General features: G+C 68.9%; 15 protein-coding genes and 4 pseudogenes. 7 read left to right on the top strand and 12 right to left on the bottom strand.

What is annotated here, in order from left to right; translation table 11 throughout:
• Nucleotides 1–20: 20 nt before the first annotated feature.
• Nucleotides 21–680, bottom strand: a complete 660-nt coding sequence (locus MXD61_RS08115) for a cell filamentation protein Fic (RefSeq protein WP_374628611.1) — start codon at nucleotides 678–680, stop codon at nucleotides 21–23.
• Complete coding sequence (locus MXD61_RS28760; RefSeq protein WP_374628617.1) at nucleotides 566–1,495, bottom strand: LysR substrate-binding domain-containing protein; 930 nt, start codon at nucleotides 1,493–1,495, stop codon at nucleotides 566–568. Before MXD61_RS28760 ends, MXD61_RS08115 begins: the two co-directional genes overlap by 115 nt.
• On the opposite strand from MXD61_RS28760, the pseudogene MXD61_RS28765 reads away from it, so the two are divergent.
• Nucleotides 1,432–1,893, top strand: a pseudogene (locus tag MXD61_RS28765) (hypothetical protein); the annotation flags it as partial. The gene MXD61_RS28760 and the pseudogene MXD61_RS28765 overlap by 64 nt on opposite strands.
• A gap of 213 nt (nucleotides 1,894–2,106) precedes the next feature.
• Here the strand turns inward: MXD61_RS28765 and MXD61_RS08120 are convergent.
• Nucleotides 2,107–2,985, bottom strand: a complete 879-nt coding sequence (locus MXD61_RS08120; protein ID WP_248812223.1) for a helix-turn-helix transcriptional regulator — start codon at nucleotides 2,983–2,985, stop codon at nucleotides 2,107–2,109.
• Between the two features lie 114 nt (nucleotides 2,986–3,099).
• Here MXD61_RS08120 and MXD61_RS08125 point away from each other — a divergent pair, with 114 nt between their 5' ends.
• The 4 genes and pseudogenes from MXD61_RS08125 to MXD61_RS08140 all read left to right on the top strand — a co-directional run bounded on the left by MXD61_RS08125 (nucleotide 3,100) and on the right by MXD61_RS08140 (nucleotide 6,487).
• Nucleotides 3,100–4,740: an MFS transporter gene (locus MXD61_RS08125; RefSeq protein WP_248812224.1), complete on the top strand. Its 1,641-nt coding sequence runs from the start codon at nucleotides 3,100–3,102 to the stop codon at nucleotides 4,738–4,740.
• Between the two features lie 86 nt (nucleotides 4,741–4,826).
• Nucleotides 4,827–4,955, top strand: a pseudogene (locus tag MXD61_RS27950) (winged helix-turn-helix transcriptional regulator); the annotation flags it as partial.
• Nucleotides 4,956–5,069: 114 nt separating this feature from the next.
• Nucleotides 5,070–5,939: an alpha/beta fold hydrolase gene (locus tag MXD61_RS08135; protein WP_248812236.1), complete on the top strand. Its 870-nt coding sequence runs from the start codon at nucleotides 5,070–5,072 to the stop codon at nucleotides 5,937–5,939.
• On the top strand, nucleotides 5,939–6,487 hold the full coding sequence (locus tag MXD61_RS08140; protein WP_248812225.1) for a TetR/AcrR family transcriptional regulator: 549 nt from the start codon (nucleotides 5,939–5,941) through the stop codon (nucleotides 6,485–6,487). The genes MXD61_RS08135 and MXD61_RS08140 overlap by 1 nt, the downstream gene beginning before the upstream one ends.
• A 203-nt stretch (nucleotides 6,488–6,690) precedes the next feature.
• On the opposite strand, the gene MXD61_RS08145 is transcribed toward MXD61_RS08140, so the two are convergent.
• Nucleotides 6,691–7,920, bottom strand: a complete 1,230-nt coding sequence (locus MXD61_RS08145; protein WP_248812226.1) for an RNA polymerase sigma factor — start codon at nucleotides 7,918–7,920, stop codon at nucleotides 6,691–6,693.
• Nucleotides 7,917–8,285 (bottom strand): YciI family protein, encoded by a 369-nt coding sequence (locus MXD61_RS08150; RefSeq protein ID WP_374628619.1) that lies wholly within the window; start codon nucleotides 8,283–8,285, stop codon nucleotides 7,917–7,919. Before MXD61_RS08150 ends, MXD61_RS08145 begins: the two co-directional genes overlap by 4 nt.
• Before the next feature lie 183 nt (nucleotides 8,286–8,468).
• Between MXD61_RS08150 and MXD61_RS08155 the strand changes: the two genes are divergently transcribed.
• The gene (locus MXD61_RS08155; protein WP_248812228.1) at nucleotides 8,469–9,113 is read left to right on the top strand and encodes a dihydrofolate reductase family protein; all 645 of its coding nucleotides are present in this window, start codon (nucleotides 8,469–8,471) and stop codon (nucleotides 9,111–9,113) included.
• 127 nt (nucleotides 9,114–9,240) lie between these two features.
• Here MXD61_RS08155 and MXD61_RS08160 read toward each other — a convergent pair whose 3' ends face one another.
• Nucleotides 9,241–9,978: an SDR family NAD(P)-dependent oxidoreductase gene (locus MXD61_RS08160; protein WP_248812229.1), complete on the bottom strand. Its 738-nt coding sequence runs from the start codon at nucleotides 9,976–9,978 to the stop codon at nucleotides 9,241–9,243.
• Nucleotides 9,979–10,172: 194 nt separating this feature from the next.
• Here MXD61_RS08160 and MXD61_RS08165 point away from each other — a divergent pair.
• Nucleotides 10,173–10,271, top strand: a pseudogene (locus tag MXD61_RS08165) (Fe-S cluster assembly protein HesB); the annotation flags it as partial.
• A gap of 102 nt (nucleotides 10,272–10,373) precedes the next feature.
• Here the strand turns inward: MXD61_RS08165 and MXD61_RS08170 are convergent.
• The 6 genes and pseudogenes from MXD61_RS08170 to MXD61_RS28770 all read right to left on the bottom strand — a co-directional run.
• Complete coding sequence (locus MXD61_RS08170) at nucleotides 10,374–10,757, bottom strand: type II toxin-antitoxin system VapC family toxin (RefSeq protein ID WP_248812230.1); 384 nt, start codon at nucleotides 10,755–10,757, stop codon at nucleotides 10,374–10,376.
• Nucleotides 10,754–11,002, bottom strand: coding sequence for a type II toxin-antitoxin system prevent-host-death family antitoxin (locus MXD61_RS08175; RefSeq protein WP_308222699.1), 249 nt, complete (start codon nucleotides 11,000–11,002; stop codon nucleotides 10,754–10,756). Before MXD61_RS08175 ends, MXD61_RS08170 begins: the two co-directional genes overlap by 4 nt.
• Before the next feature lie 174 nt (nucleotides 11,003–11,176).
• A complete protein-coding gene (locus MXD61_RS08180) occupies nucleotides 11,177–11,626 on the bottom strand; it encodes a hypothetical protein (protein WP_248812232.1) in 450 nt (149 codons plus the stop codon).
• Nucleotides 11,627–11,683: 57 nt separating this feature from the next.
• Complete coding sequence (locus MXD61_RS08185) at nucleotides 11,684–12,133, bottom strand: hypothetical protein (RefSeq protein WP_248812233.1); 450 nt, start codon at nucleotides 12,131–12,133, stop codon at nucleotides 11,684–11,686.
• 73 nt (nucleotides 12,134–12,206) lie between these two features.
• On the bottom strand, nucleotides 12,207–13,031 hold the full coding sequence (locus MXD61_RS08190) for a putative adhesin (protein ID WP_374628621.1): 825 nt from the start codon (nucleotides 13,029–13,031) through the stop codon (nucleotides 12,207–12,209).
• 123 nt (nucleotides 13,032–13,154) lie between these two features.
• Nucleotides 13,155–13,385 (bottom strand): annotated as a pseudogene (locus MXD61_RS28770) (RHS repeat-associated core domain-containing protein); the annotation flags it as partial.
• Nucleotides 13,386–13,507: the final 122 nt, after the last annotated feature.

The raw sequence follows: 13,507 nt of genomic DNA on the forward strand, positions 1-13,507 counted from the left end.
GGGGACGACCGGGTGAGTCTCTAGTCGCCGCCTGGCGGTATGACCCCGTCATCGGCGGCGAGCCGGCAGGATGTCAGAAATCCAAACATGCCCGTACCGTCCTTGTGTCGGAAGAAGTCCACCATCTCGGTGTTGAACTCGTGGCGGCGTGCGGCCGGGACACTGATGGCATCCATCCCCTGGGACATGAGGTGACCATTCATCATGTAGCGGGCGGTGCGCTTGTTGCCGTCGTAGTAGAACTGCTGAAGCGAGCCGAAGAGAAAATAGGCGATCGCCTGCTCGAACTCGGCGTCGATCTCGGCGGACAGGAATTCCAGCCCCCGCGAGAGGATGCGACGTAGGTTCTCGCCACCGCGCTCGGTAGCGGGTGGCAGGTAGCGACCATGCTGTCCGAGGCTGACGCCGGGGGTGAGAGTCTCCTTGCCCTCGCCGCGGAAGTGGCCCGACTCCAGTGCCTCGTCCCGGGCGAGCAGGAACTGGAGCCTGTCGGAGATCTCTTTGGAGAGCCGGAACTTGCCCGTGCTGACGAGCCGGGCGAGCTCGTTCGCCGCTTCGGCGAGGTTCAGGATCTGACGTTCGTCGCTGATCTTCCGCCCGCCAACGGTGATCCCGTCCAGGAGTGTCTGGACTTCGGGGTAGGTGAACGGGTTGCCCTCGAGCACCGCCGCGTCCCACACGTACTCTGGCAGCGACTGGCGAAACCGCCAGACGGCGCGCTCGACGGCGAACCGTGGAATGTCCCGCCGTACGGCGGACCGGTCCCAGATGAACCCCATCGCATCCAGCATCGCCTCGATCGTCGCCATGATCGCGCCTCCTCGGGGTCGCGCGCGACCGGCACGTGCCGCCAGCCATGTCTGTGATCCAACGATACGGCGACCGTGGCAGGCCAGGTCGGGGACGGTACTGGCAGAGTCGCGTGTTCGACCGACTTGTTGATCAAATGATGCGGGCGGGCTCCCCGCCCGGACTGGCTGCGCGGGCGGCGCGTGCGAGAGCCGCGATAGCCGGTGACGTGCTGTAGGCGGGCCAGGCGAGCAGCAGCGTGACGGGCTGCGCGTCGGCCACCGGGCACGCTCACGAGGTCGTGGCGCAGTGGCGTGGTCACGAAACGGGGGACCAAGGCGACGGTCTGGCCCAGCGCGACGAGTGGTAGCAGTTCGGTGGGGCTGCGTGCTTCGGGACCGGTGGATGGTCCTCGCTGCGGGTGCACGTTCTCGTCGTGAAGGTCGGCCATGCGCAGGCTCGTCCGTACGGCGAACGGGTGCGTAGCTGGTAGCACAGCCATGAGGGGTTCGGTCAGCAGCGGCTCGGTGTCGAGCCCGCTCAGGTCATCGGCCAGGCTGTAGACCAGTGCGGCGTCGGCGCGGCCGTCGCGCAGCAGCCGACCCCGGTCCGTTCGAAAGATCACCCGCACTGGCAGCGAGCATGGCTCGCATTCGCAGGCGGCGAGGATCGCCGGGAGCAGGCCGGCGTCCCCACCCGCCTTCATCGCCAGGACCAGGTGCGGATCATCGGCGCCCGCCCGCCGGGTACGCCGGGCCGCGGCATCGACCGCGTCCAGGGAGTGGCGCGCCTCGCGGGCCAGCAGCACCTGCCCTGCCGCATCCGGGCACCGTCAGTACGAGGCTGAGAGGCCGAGCGGTTCGGAGGGCTGTACATGGCACAGCAGGGACTGGCCAGCTTCCTGCGGCGCGAGGAGGTGCTGACCACCGGGCACGAGGCTTCGGCGAGATCGCCGTCGCGCGGCTGCGCGCCGCGGCGGATCGCTATCCGCACGACCCGGCGCTCGCGGCGTTGCTCGCGGACCTGCGAGTGGGCAGCGCGGAGTCCACCGCGATCCGGGACACCCATCCGGTGCGTGCCCCCGGCCACCGGACCAGGACGATGTTCCACCCGCGGGCAGGCCCGCTACACGTCCACTGCGACGTGCTCGTCGTCCCGGCGGAACAGGTACCAGCGAGCCCGGCGAATCCGCTCGACAGCTGTGAGGCAGCCGGTGCTTCTGCGTCCTGGCGGTCGGAGAAGCCGTGCATCATTGATTTGCCCCATGGCTGGGCTCAACGGCACGGCGGCCCGGTAGTTTCGGTTCTGGCGAGGTACTCAGCCGTGCGTGGACAGCGGTGGGTGGGCGACGGCGATACTGCCGAGGAAGTTCAGCGCCTGCGCCGCGGGACTTCCCGCGGCTGCTGTGTAGACGACCATGAGGTGATGGGCGGGGCCAGGAACGCGGAAGGTCTGGTAGTCGAGGGAGACCTCGCCCACCGCGGGGTGGCGGAAACGTTTGCGGCCGTGCGTCTTCTCGTGCACGTGATGCCTGGCCCACAATGCGCGGAAGGTGTCGCTGCTCAGCGACAGTTCACCGATCAGGCGCACGAGCCGCGGGTCGTGGGGTTGGCGGCCGGCGGCCATACGAAGGATGCCGACCGTGGTGCGGGCGGCTTCGTCCCAGTCGGGATGCACCTGCCTCGCGTCGGGGGCGAGGAAGATCTGGCGGGCCATGTTCCGCTCGTTCGGCGGCAGCCGGGGAAAGTCGGCGATCAGGGCCGCGGCCAGGTCGTTCCACGCCAGAACGTCACTCCGGTCGTTCATGATCATGGCAGGGGTGAGGACTGCTTCGACGACCTGCCGCAGGACGGCGGCACGCGGTGGCGCGCCCTGCTCGGAGGTACCGGCCGTCGGCACGGGGCGACGAGGCGGTCGGGCCAGGTCGTACAGATGAGTGCGTTCGGCGGGTCCCAGCCGCAGTGCCCTGCTGAGCGCGTCGAGGACCTCGTCGGAGGGGCGCCTGGCACGGCCCTGCTCGAGGCGTACGTAGTAGTCGGTGCTGAGGCCGACGAGCTCGGCGACCTCATCGCGGCGCAGCCCCGGCACCCGGCGGGTGCCGGTCCCGGGCAGGCCGACGTCCGCCGGGGTCACCTGCCCCCGCCGGAGACGGAGATACTCCCCCAGGGAATCGGCGATCATGAAGGTTGCGGCCATGTACTCAATGATGTGGCCGGGACGACGGTCGCGGTGGCCGACAGGGTGGCCCCGGTAGTCCCAGGGAACGGCTGTCTCTTCAACGTCCCGCGGCGGCCGTAAAACGATCGGGACATGTCCCAGCGTTCTCGTCCTGGATCTCGATCGGATCCTCATCCGCCCACCGCGGTGGCACCGAGCATCGGGGCCGCCGGGCCCGAGGCGCGCCAGCGAGCCGCCGATCATGGCGGCGGCTACCGGCTCACGGTGGCCGCGGTCGGCCTCGCCAGTCTGATGCTGCCGTTCCTCGTGTCCGGGGCCGCCGTCGCGCTGCCGGACATGGCCGCCGACCTGGACGCCTCGGTCGGCTCCGCGCAGTGGATGCTGAACGGCTTCAACATCGCGTTCGCGGCCCTGCCCCTGGCCGCCGGCGGACTGGCGGACCGCCTCGGTCGACGTCGTGTGCTGCTGGCCGGTATCGCCCTGGTCGGCGCCACCTCGCTGCTGGTCGGGTTGGCGCCGTCGGTCGTCGCGGTCGACGTGGGACGGGTGATCCAGGGGTGCGGCGCCGCGGCCGTGCTGGCCGCGGGGGCGGCGGTGCTGGCCGATTCGACCTCCGGCCGGCGTCGGCAGGTCGCCTTCGGGGTCCTCGGCACATGTTTCGGTGCGGGTCTGGCGATCGGGCCACTCGCCGCCGGGGCGCTCGTTGGCGCGGCCGGCTGGCGGTCGGTGTTCCTGCTGGTCGCGGCGGTGTCCGTGCCCGTCTGGACGTGCGCGCTGCGCTCTCCGGAGTCCCGCGACCCCGGGCCGTCGAGCCTGGACCTGATGGGCCTGGCCCTGTTCACGGGCGGGCTGTCCTGTCTGTCGCTCGTCTTCGTCCAGGCCACCACCGCCGGCTGGGCCACGCCGGGCACTCTGCTTCCACTCGCCGCGGCCATGGCGTTGCTCCCGCTGTTCGTGCTGGTAGAGCTACGCCGCGCTGACCGTGCGATGTTCGACGTCCGGCTGTTTCGTCGACCTGCCTTCGTGGCCGTGGTCTGCCAGCCGTTCACCGTCACCCTCGGCTTCGTCATTCTGTTGATCTACCTGCCCGCCTATCTGCAGGGTGTTGGTTCCCGTACCGGTCTGGCGAGCGGGTTGCTTCTGCTGCCCATGACCACACCCGTCCTGGTCCTGCCCCTGGCCGCCAGCCACCTGGCCGCGCGTACCTCCATCCGGACGGTCCTGACCAGCGCTTCCCTGCTCATCGCCCTGGGCGCCCTCCTGATGGTCACGCTTCGCGGCGACGCGTCCTGGTGGACGTTGGCCGTACCGCTGGTGCCCTTCGGGGCAGGGGTGGGGCTGGCGTTCGGGGTTATGGACAACGCCGCTGTCAGCGCCGTCCCGGTGCGCAGTGCCGGGGCGGCCGCGGGCATGTTCAACACGATGCGCGTGACCGGTGAATCCTTGGCCGTGTCGGCTGCGGCAGCCCTGCTCACCACGCTGTCCGCGGCCCGGTTGCGGGAGACCGGCATACCCGCGCACACCGCGAGGTCTCTGGCGGGCCAGGCGGTTCACGGCCAGGTGAGCGCACCGAATCACGGCGCCGTGGCCGCCGGCTTCACCGATGCCTTCCACACCCTCGGTCTCATCCTGGCCGCCCTGTCCGTCGCCGGTGCCGGACTCACCTGCCTGGCGCTCACCCCCCGCGGCGAGGTACCGCCGCCCCACTCCGGCTTCCAGGAAGCCGACGACGGCCATGCGATGTCGGACGTACGCCGTGGTTCTTCGGCGTAGGTGGCGTGTTTCTCCTACCGAGGGTAGGGCGACGGTGATGCGATGTCCTTCTCGCCGACTGCTCAGCCCGTTCCGCCCTGGAACTGATCTCGGGAACCTGGACGGTTGTCCTCCTGATCGCCATGTGCGACGACGCTCAGCGCTACTCGGACCTGCTTGAGCGGATCGGCGGGATCAGCCGAAAGATGCTGACGCAGTCGCTGCGGGCCTGCGTGCGGGCGAGGCTGGCCGACCCGGGTGACAACAGGCATCGACCTCGTTCCGGACCTGATCACATATCATCGTCCCAGCCGACCGACCGGTCGGTCGGTCAGTCAACGGGAGGTCCGATGCCCTTCGTAGCGACGCGTGCCGGGCGGGTGTTCTACGAGCAGCGTGGATCCGGCCGGCCGATCGTGATGCTGCCCGCGACACTGCACGATCACCAGGACTTCGACCCGGTGGCGGCGCGGTTCGCGTCGCGGTATCGCACCATCGCGGTGGACTGGCCTGGTCACGGTCGGTCGGACGAGCCTGACCCGGCTCAGCGCGTCAGCGCCTCCCTGCTCGCCGGGGTTCTCGCCGACCTCGTCGACGACCTCGACCTCGGCCCGGCCGTTCTCGTCGGCAACTCGGTGGGGGGATACGCGGCGTCCCGGCTCGCCCTGGACCGACCGGCCGCTGTCGCAGGGCTCGTGCTCGTCAACGCGGGTGGGTTCAGCCGGCAGACCGTACTCAGCCGCACCGCCTGTGCGTTGCTTGGACGACCAGCGGTAACCCGACGCGTCCTGCCCCACCTGGTACGGGCCTACCTGCGGCCGGTGAACGACCACGACCGGGCGGTCGCCGAGCGGGTGCGGGCCCGGGCCCGCACCGTCGAGGGCGCCCGGACCGCCGCCGCACTGTGGCACAGCTTCACCACACCCGCGTTCGATCTGCGCGCGGACGGCCCCCGTCTCACCGTCCCCACCCTGCTGACCTGGGGAACCCGGGATGTTCTCCTACCGCTGAAAGCCGGTCGGCAGACCCACGCCGTACTGCCAGGAGCGCGGTTCCACCCCTTCGCTGCTGGACACGTCGTGTTCGCCTCGGACCCCGACGGATTCACCGCACTCGTCGAGCCGTTCCTCGACACCGTGTTCCAGACATCACCACCCGACCCTCGCCCGCCGACGGCATCGTTGCCACAAGGCCCCGCCGGCCCCAGGGATCTGTCCTGATGCCGTCCCGGCAGGAACGTGCGGTGCTCACCCGCGAACATCTCGTTGACACCGGCCTGGCGCTGGCGGAGGAAACCGGCCTGGCCGGCATGAGCGTCAACCTCATCGTGGAAGCGGCCGGCGTCGCGAAAGGAACGTTCTTTCACCATTTCGAGGGCCGGGCGACCTTCCTGGCCGCGCTCCACCGAGAGTTTCACGACCAGCTGTTCACCGCGATCACACGATCCGTGGCCGGGACCCCCCACGGACGCGACCGGCTACTCGCCGCGACCGAGGCCTACCTCGACCACTGCCTACGCCACCGCGGAATCCGCGCGCTGTTGCTCGAAGCCCGAGCCGAACCACTCGTCGCCGACGCGATCGCCGAACGAAACCGCCAGGCCTGCCGATTTCTCACCCCTGACTTCGCCGCCATGGGCTGGCCGCACCCCGCCGACGGTGCCGCCCTCTGGAACGGCCTTGTCGTCGAAGCGGCCCTGCTGGAACTCGCCCATCGATCCCGGCGTCCCACCACCAGAGAAACCCTCGCCCATTTCCTCACCCGGTGACACGGGCCTCGTTCCGGCACCGGAGACCTACCGCATCGGCTACGTCGTAGGCCTGGGTGGACCAGCACCAGGTCCCGGCCGGGGCGGTGTCGGTGATCGCCTGCAGCTCGCGGAGCCGTGGGCGACGCAGAGCTGGTGAGTGGCGTCGGCGTAGCTGTCGTACGCGGCCCAGACGTCGTGGACCACGACCCCGTAGCAGGATGTCACGGGTGCGCGCCGGACAGGCGGCGTAGACGTCGTCTGAGGTGGTGTTGTTCGGCGAGGCTGATGGTGGCGGCGATGGCTCGTCGGTAGGTCTCGGCCGCGTCGGCTGTTCTGCCGGCCCGCTCGAGGAGGTGGGCGCGTACGGAGTCGATGCGGGGCAGGCCGGGATGGTCGGCTTCCAGCGTGTCGATTCGGGCGAGGGCGACCTCGGCGCCGTCGACCATGGCCTGGGCGACGATGCTGTTGAGGGTGACCGTGGGGTTCTGGTGGCCGGTGACGATCCCAAGCAGCCGGTAGAGCGCGAGGATCTCGTCCCAGTCGGTGGCCGTGAGGTCGGGGGCTTCGGCATGCAGCGCCGCGATGCAGGCCTGGAGCAGGTAGGGGCTGGGTTCGGCACCCCGGGCGGTCTGTTCGACGAGTGTGATCCCTTCGCTGATCAGCTCCTGGTCCCACCGTGACCGATCCTGCTCGTCGAGCGACGTCAGGTGGCCGTCCTGCGCCACCCGGGCTGGGTGGCGGGCCTCGGTGAGCAGCATCAGCGCGAGAAGACCGGCGGTCTCGACGGACTCGGGGACGCTGCGGCGAAGGAGCCGAGCCAGGCGAATCGCCTCGGTGGCGAGATCCGCGTCGCGGGGAGGCGCTCCGGCGGTCGTGTGGTGCGCTTCGGTGAACATCACGTAGAGCACGTCGAGTACGGCGGTGACGTCCTCGCCCGTCTGCCCGGGCGGGGGCAGCGGCCGGCCGAGTTCACTGACGCGGCGTTTGGCCCGGGTGATCCGTTGGGCGATGGTGCGCTCGGGGAGCTGGTAGACGTTGGCGATCTGGGCGGTGGTCAGCCCGGCGACCGCCCGCAGGGTCAGCGCCACCTGCCCGGAGCGTGGCAGGTCGGGGTGGCAGCACAACTGGAGGACCAGCAGCGAGTCGTCCCGGCATACGGCCTCCGGCGGCACCGGAGCCTGCAGTGACGCGGCGCGCGCCTCACGGTGGCGGCGCCGGGCGTCACTGCGGGCACGGTCGGCATACCGGCGGCGGGCGGTGGCGATCAGCCAGCCCAGCGGGTCGTCCGGAAACCGCGCCGGCCACTGCTGGTACGCCTGCAGGAGCGCCTCCTGGACGGCGTCCTCGCACAGGTCGAACTGGGCGCTGCCATGGCTGCGCAGCAGCCGGGCGAGGGCCTGTCGCGCGAGGTCGCGCCACTGGCCCCCGCCGAGGGGCTCACCTGGGATCATCCCTCGCCCAGATCGGCGAACATCACCGGCCGAAGCTCGAGCGCGAGGCCGGGAATGTGGGCATCGGGGATCTGCAGGGCCAGCTCCACCGCCCGGGCCTCGTCCTCGACGTCCAGGAGGTAGAAGCCGCCCATGAACTCCTTGCTCTCGACGAACGGTCCGTCGGTCACCTCGGGTTGCCCCCCGGAGCTGCGAACGACCTTCGACTGGCCGGGGTCGGCGAGGGCCTGGGTCGCGACGAACTCACCACGCTCCTTGACCGCGGCGATGAACGCGCCGTGTCCCTTCCGGATCTGCGCCTGCTGGTCGTCGGTGAGCTGCTCCAGCACGGCCGGGTCCACCTGCATGATGATCAGATACTTCACGGTCTCCTCCTCGGTGGAGCGGCCACCCGTGTGGCGGCTCACCAGGTGGTCGTCGCCGACATGGCTGCCGCGACAGTACGCAGCCGAAATTCTTCGCCGCCGTTTGTCGCGCGGGGCGCGCCGGTGACGACCACCTGCCAGGCGGCCGCGACGGGCGGGTGCCCATGCTCAGGGAGACAGGCCATGACGCAGCGGGTTCGGGTTCACTGCTTCAACGTCACCAGGGACGGTTTCGGGGCGGGTGAGGATCAGAGCCTGGAACGCCCGTTCGGCCGGGCGGACCCCGGTGTGCTGTTCGCCTGGGCCGGTGCGACGGCCAGCTGGGTCCGCCGCACCGACCCGGGCGGCACCCGAGGGCTCGACGACTACATCGTCCGCGACTTCACCCGCAACATCGGTGCGGAGATCATGGGGCGGAACAAGTTCGGTCCGACCCGTGGCCCCTGGCCGGACCACGAGTGGCAGGGCTGGTGGGGCGACGAGCCTCCCTTCCACACGCCGGTCTTCGTGCTCACACATCACGTGCGGCCGTCGTTCACCCTCAGCGACACGACATTCCACTTCCTCGACACGACGCCGCACGAGGCGCTGAAGCAGGCGAAGTCCGCCGCGGCCGGCCGGGACGTGCGGATCGGCGGTGGCGTCACGACCATCCGCGAGTTCCTCGACGCGGACCTGATCGACGAGATGCACATCGCCGTCGCTCCGAGTGAACTCGGCAGTGGTCTGCGCCTCTGGGACAGCCCGGACGAGCTGACCGACCGATTCCACCTGGAGCGCGTGCCAAGGCCGAGCGGTGTCGTGCACCATTTCTTCTGGCGACGATAGGCACTGGCGACGGCGGACGCCGGCCGACGATCCGTTGATTGGGCCAGGGTCTGTGCGCAGCACGACCCGGCCATGATTGCCGCGGGTCGCGACTATGCGCGTCCCGTTGGCATGGTCTCCGATGCGGTTACCAGGCTACTGGGCCGTTGGCGTCGATGAAGGTTCCTGACTCCGCATCGGCGGGCAGCGTCGCGGCCGTGACCACGATCTGCGCCGCTTCGTCGGCGGTCAGCGGCGCCTGTTGTCTGCTGATCGGTGTCAGATCCGTCTGAACGAAGCCGGGGCACACTGACGTGACCTTGATCGGAGTGCCTTTCAGGCTTTTCGCCAGCTCGACGGAGATGCTGTTCAGCGCGGCTTTCGAGCTTCGGTACGCCGGCAGGAGCATCGAGTAGTACGGCGAAAGAGGGTTGTTCTGATCGGTGAGCGACCCCATGGTCGACGAGACGTTGACGATCCGACCGGCGACGCTCTTGTGTAGCAGCGGCAGAAAAATCTCCGTCACGGTGACCGGCCCAAACGTATTGGTCTCGAACGTTTGGCGGAAGATGTTCGTGTCGGCGAACGCGTGCTCCACGATGTCCGTCGACTCGGGCAAAATGCCCGCATTGTTTACCAGCGCGTCGAGTCGGCAGTAACGTTCCCGGATGATCTCCGCGGCGGCTCGCACACTCGGCGGGCTGGTGACATCGAGCTCGACCCAGTCCACGGTGAGCCCCTCCTCTTCCAGGGTATCAACGGCTTTGCGTGCGGCGGCCTCGGCACGTGCGCCGATGATGACGACGGCACCGGACCGAGCCAGGGCCTTGGCCGTCGAAAATCCCAGGCCACGATTTCCGCCGGTGACGAGAACAATTTTCGACATTCTTCTGCAAGCTCCTGTCCGTATGGTTCCTCTGTAGTATGGCCGTTGCGACGGTGAAATTCTGGCGAGATTCCGACGTCACGTTCGCGGTTGCCCGGCAGGGGGCCGGAGGCGTGGTGGTCAAGACACTCGCCGGCCCCCACCGGCGGTTGCTGTCTCGCCGCGGTCGGACCAAGCGCTGCAACCCTGGTGACGTGGGACTGCATCTGAACCAGATAGCCGAGGCGGACGAGCCGCTGACGAACGACCCGCTGGCGTTGTTGATCGGGATGGTGCTGGACCAGCCCGTACCGGAACCATGGAGCGGGGACGTCCGCGGTCGGGGGAGTCTCTAGTCGCCGCCTGGCGGTATGACTCCGTTATCGGCGGCAAGCCGGTGCGACATGTGCCCTGGATCAGATGGTGACGATGTCGACGAGGTCTTCGAGGCCGGTGAGGTCGGCGGCGTTGCGGGTGTAGATGCTGGCGTCGTGGGCGTGTGCGGTGGCCGCGATCAGCAGGTCCATCGTCCGGGCTGGTGGTTGGCGTCCGATCTCGACGACGCGGGCGGCGAGCCGCCCATAGCTGTCGGCGACGGCCTCGTCGAGAGGTAGGGGATCGAATCGTCGTTGCAGCGCGCTGAGACGGGCGAGGCGGTTCGCGCGGGTCTCGGAGGTCCTGGCAACCAGGACGCCGAAGTGGAGCTCGGCGATGCTGATGACGCTGATCGCGAGTTCACCGGGGATGGGCGCGACGTCGGTGGCGACCAGAACACTGGTGTCGAGGATGCCGCGACTCATCGGCCTTCCCAGGGGTCCGTGAAGGTGCCGTCGACAAGATCGCGGTCGCTGGGCCAGTCCGTGTCGGCCGGGAGCAGGAAGATATCGGCGAGGTCGTCCCAGCGCCGCCATCTGTGCGGGGCCACCGGGCCGAGAACAGCTGCCGGTCGACCGGTGACAGTGATGGTCAGGTGCTCGCCATCTTGGGCGCGCCGCACCAGCTCACTGGCGTTCTGCCGCATCTCGCGAAGTCCTATCTCGACCACCTGTCCAGAGTAGCACTTGTGTTACAAGATGGCGTGGAGGCGGCCGGAGGTCCCGGGCGGATCGTTGTCCCGGTACGGGCGCCGGCGTCGTTGGCGGATGCGTTCAGGGCTCGCGCGGCCGCCGAGCACATCCCGACGTCGGCTCTGGTTCGTCGCATCCCGTCCCGCGCTGCGTTAGAGCAGCACACCCGCTGGCGGCGTGATGGTTCTGCGGGCGAGTACTGCTTCGGTGAAGATTGCGGGTGGCTGGTAGTGGTGTTCCTCGATGTAGTGGAACACCAGGTTCGGTGCGAGCAGCAGTTCTCCGCCGGCGGCGACCACGCCGATCTCGGCGCTGCCGAGCCGTACTTCTTCGTCGCCGCGGCGGACGACGCAGATGGCGGCTGGCCTGGTGGCGTGCGGTAGCAGGCAGTTGTGGAAGCTCCGGACGCGCATGATGGAGTGGTGGGCGCAGAGGTAGAAGAGGGCGTCGAGGAAGGCGTCGTCGGGGAGTGTGGTCGGGAATTCGTGTTCGGGCGCCAGCCGGCCGACCGCGAGCGCTGCAGCTCCGGGCGGCGGCCAGCCAAAGTTCCTCGAAATCATTTCAAGATTCGGGTATGTAGCGAGATCCTGCTGGTAGGGCATCGGACGGCCTTTCGTGTTCCGCAGCAGAGAGACCACAAAGACATTGCTGCCGTGGTGCTAGAACGGCACACCCGCTGGCGGCGTGATGGTTCTGCGGGCGAGTACTGCTTCGGTGAAGATTGCGGGTGGCTGGTAGTGGTGTTCCTCGATGTAGTGGAACACCAGGTTCGGTGCGAGCAGCAGTTCTCCGCCGGCGGCGACCACGCCGATCTCGGCGCTGCCGAGCCGTACTTCTTCGTCGCCGCGGCGGACGACGCAGATGGCGGCTGGCCTGGTGGCGTGCGGTAGCAGGCAGTTGTGGAAGCCCCGGGTGCGGATGATGGAGTGGTGGGCGCAGAGGTAGAAGAGGGCGTCGAGGAAGGCGTCGTCGGGGAGCGCGGTCGGGAAGTCGTGCTCGGGCGCCAGCCAGCCGACGGTGAGCGCCGGAGTTCCGGGCGGCGGCCAGCCCTTGACCCTGGACATCGCTTCGAGATACGGGTGTGTAGTGAGATCCTGCTGGTAGGGCATCGGACGGCCTTTCGCGTCGTTTTCTCTGGCGTCCCTGGCGGACGGTGCTCGCCTCTCCCCGTTGGTACGCTACCTACCATCCCTGGACGACTCGGCAGGCGGCCCAGTGCCAGTCCCCCATGTTGGGCTCCAGGAGCTCGGAGAGCCGTGTCGGTCTGTTCACGGTTCTGGAGGTGGGGGCTATGTGAAGGTCGGACCCTGGTATAAGCGAATAATCGGGAATGCTGCTGCCAGCAGGGTAGGTGAACTTTTCGTAAGAGTTCGGACCCAGCCACTCGAAAATTTTCATGGTCGCGACATCATTTGTCTCAATGGCATATCCGAGGTCATCGGTTATTGGCATACCATGCCGGATGTACATTGTCAGGCTGGTGCCTTCGGGGATGGTGACGGTCGAGGCGTCGCCGGGTCGGATCTGCCCATGGCCAGCGAACACGGGGCGTGGGGGTGCAGGGAGTGAATCAATACCTCCTGTGGCCGGCGGGAGGGCGTGGCTGGTCTCGGGAGCACCCTGTGTGAGGGGCGCCCGGCGGGCGAAGGCGCGGCCACCGGCGCCGGCCAGTCCGCCCGTGCCGCTGCTGATGGCCAGCTCGGTGAGGTTGATGTGGCCGGGGTGGGCGAGTTGTTGGGCAGCGAGGTCCTCGGCACTGCCGGCGGCCGCGCCCGACTCGGCGGCGACGAGGTAGGAAGGACCGGTGGCGAGCAGACGGCTGGTGGCCTGGCCGACACCGCCGCCGACCGCTCCGGCGATGCCACCGATGGCCACGGCGCGGGGATCGAAGTGGCCGGTGACCAGGCCGATGCCGCCGGAGGTGGCGGCTCCGATGAGAATGCCGGCGCCGATGGCCTGGCCGCCGGGTACGAAACACAGGCCGACGCCAGCGGCGACGACCCCCACGGCGGCCAGCGAACCCCAGGGGTCCTCCCTGATGTTCGTCCAGGCCTTCTCGAAGAGGCCGGCGCGCTGCTGGGAGAGATAGTCCTGGTACTGGCTGTCGGTGAGCGGGCGCTGACCGGTGGGATCGAGCAGGCCGACCGGATTGTTCCAGGCGTACTGGTACGGGTTGGCGGCGCCGGGAAGGCCGGGCACGTGCGCAAGCGGGTCCGTCGACAGGAACGAGCGGGTTGCCGGGTCCAGGACGCGTTCGCGTTGCCAGACGAGACCGTTCACCGCGAGCTCGCCCCGAAACCCGATCGTCGCGCTGTGCTTGGTGGCCGGATCTGGGGCCGGATCGGTGGCCGGCGTGGCGTCGCCCCAGGGGTCATGAGGACCCTGAGCGCCAGGCCCCTGCGTCTCCCCTGTCTGTCAGAGTCCCATGAGACAGATGGATCTTTGAGACCTGTGTAGCGGTAGGGCGAGACGGGATCTTCAGA

It is taken from the genome of Frankia sp. AgPm24 (genome assembly GCF_023243055.1).
Lineage (GTDB): Bacteria > Actinomycetota > Actinomycetes > Frankiales > Frankiaceae > Frankia > Frankia umida.

Coding starts and splice junctions, on each gene's coding strand:
- MXD61_RS28760 (WP_374628617.1), bottom strand. CDS start 1,495: ATGAAGGCGGGTGGGGACGCCGGCCTGCTCCCGGCGATCCTCGCCGCC.
- MXD61_RS08120 (WP_248812223.1), bottom strand. CDS start 2,985: ATGGCCGCAACCTTCATGATCGCCGATTCCCTGGGGGAGTATCTCCGT.
- MXD61_RS08125 (WP_248812224.1), top strand. CDS start 3,100: ATGTCCCAGCGTTCTCGTCCTGGATCTCGATCGGATCCTCATCCGCCC.
- MXD61_RS08135 (WP_248812236.1), top strand. CDS start 5,070: ATGCCCTTCGTAGCGACGCGTGCCGGGCGGGTGTTCTACGAGCAGCGT.
- MXD61_RS08140 (WP_248812225.1), top strand. CDS start 5,939: ATGCCGTCCCGGCAGGAACGTGCGGTGCTCACCCGCGAACATCTCGTT.
- MXD61_RS08145 (WP_248812226.1), bottom strand. CDS start 7,920: ATGATCCCAGGTGAGCCCCTCGGCGGGGGCCAGTGGCGCGACCTCGCG.
- MXD61_RS08155 (WP_248812228.1), top strand. CDS start 8,469: ATGACGCAGCGGGTTCGGGTTCACTGCTTCAACGTCACCAGGGACGGT.
- MXD61_RS08160 (WP_248812229.1), bottom strand. CDS start 9,978: ATGTCGAAAATTGTTCTCGTCACCGGCGGAAATCGTGGCCTGGGATTT.
- MXD61_RS08170 (WP_248812230.1), bottom strand. CDS start 10,757: ATGAGTCGCGGCATCCTCGACACCAGTGTTCTGGTCGCCACCGACGTC.
- MXD61_RS08180 (WP_248812232.1), bottom strand. CDS start 11,626: ATGCCCTACCAGCAGGATCTCGCTACATACCCGAATCTTGAAATGATT.
- MXD61_RS08185 (WP_248812233.1), bottom strand. CDS start 12,133: ATGCCCTACCAGCAGGATCTCACTACACACCCGTATCTCGAAGCGATG.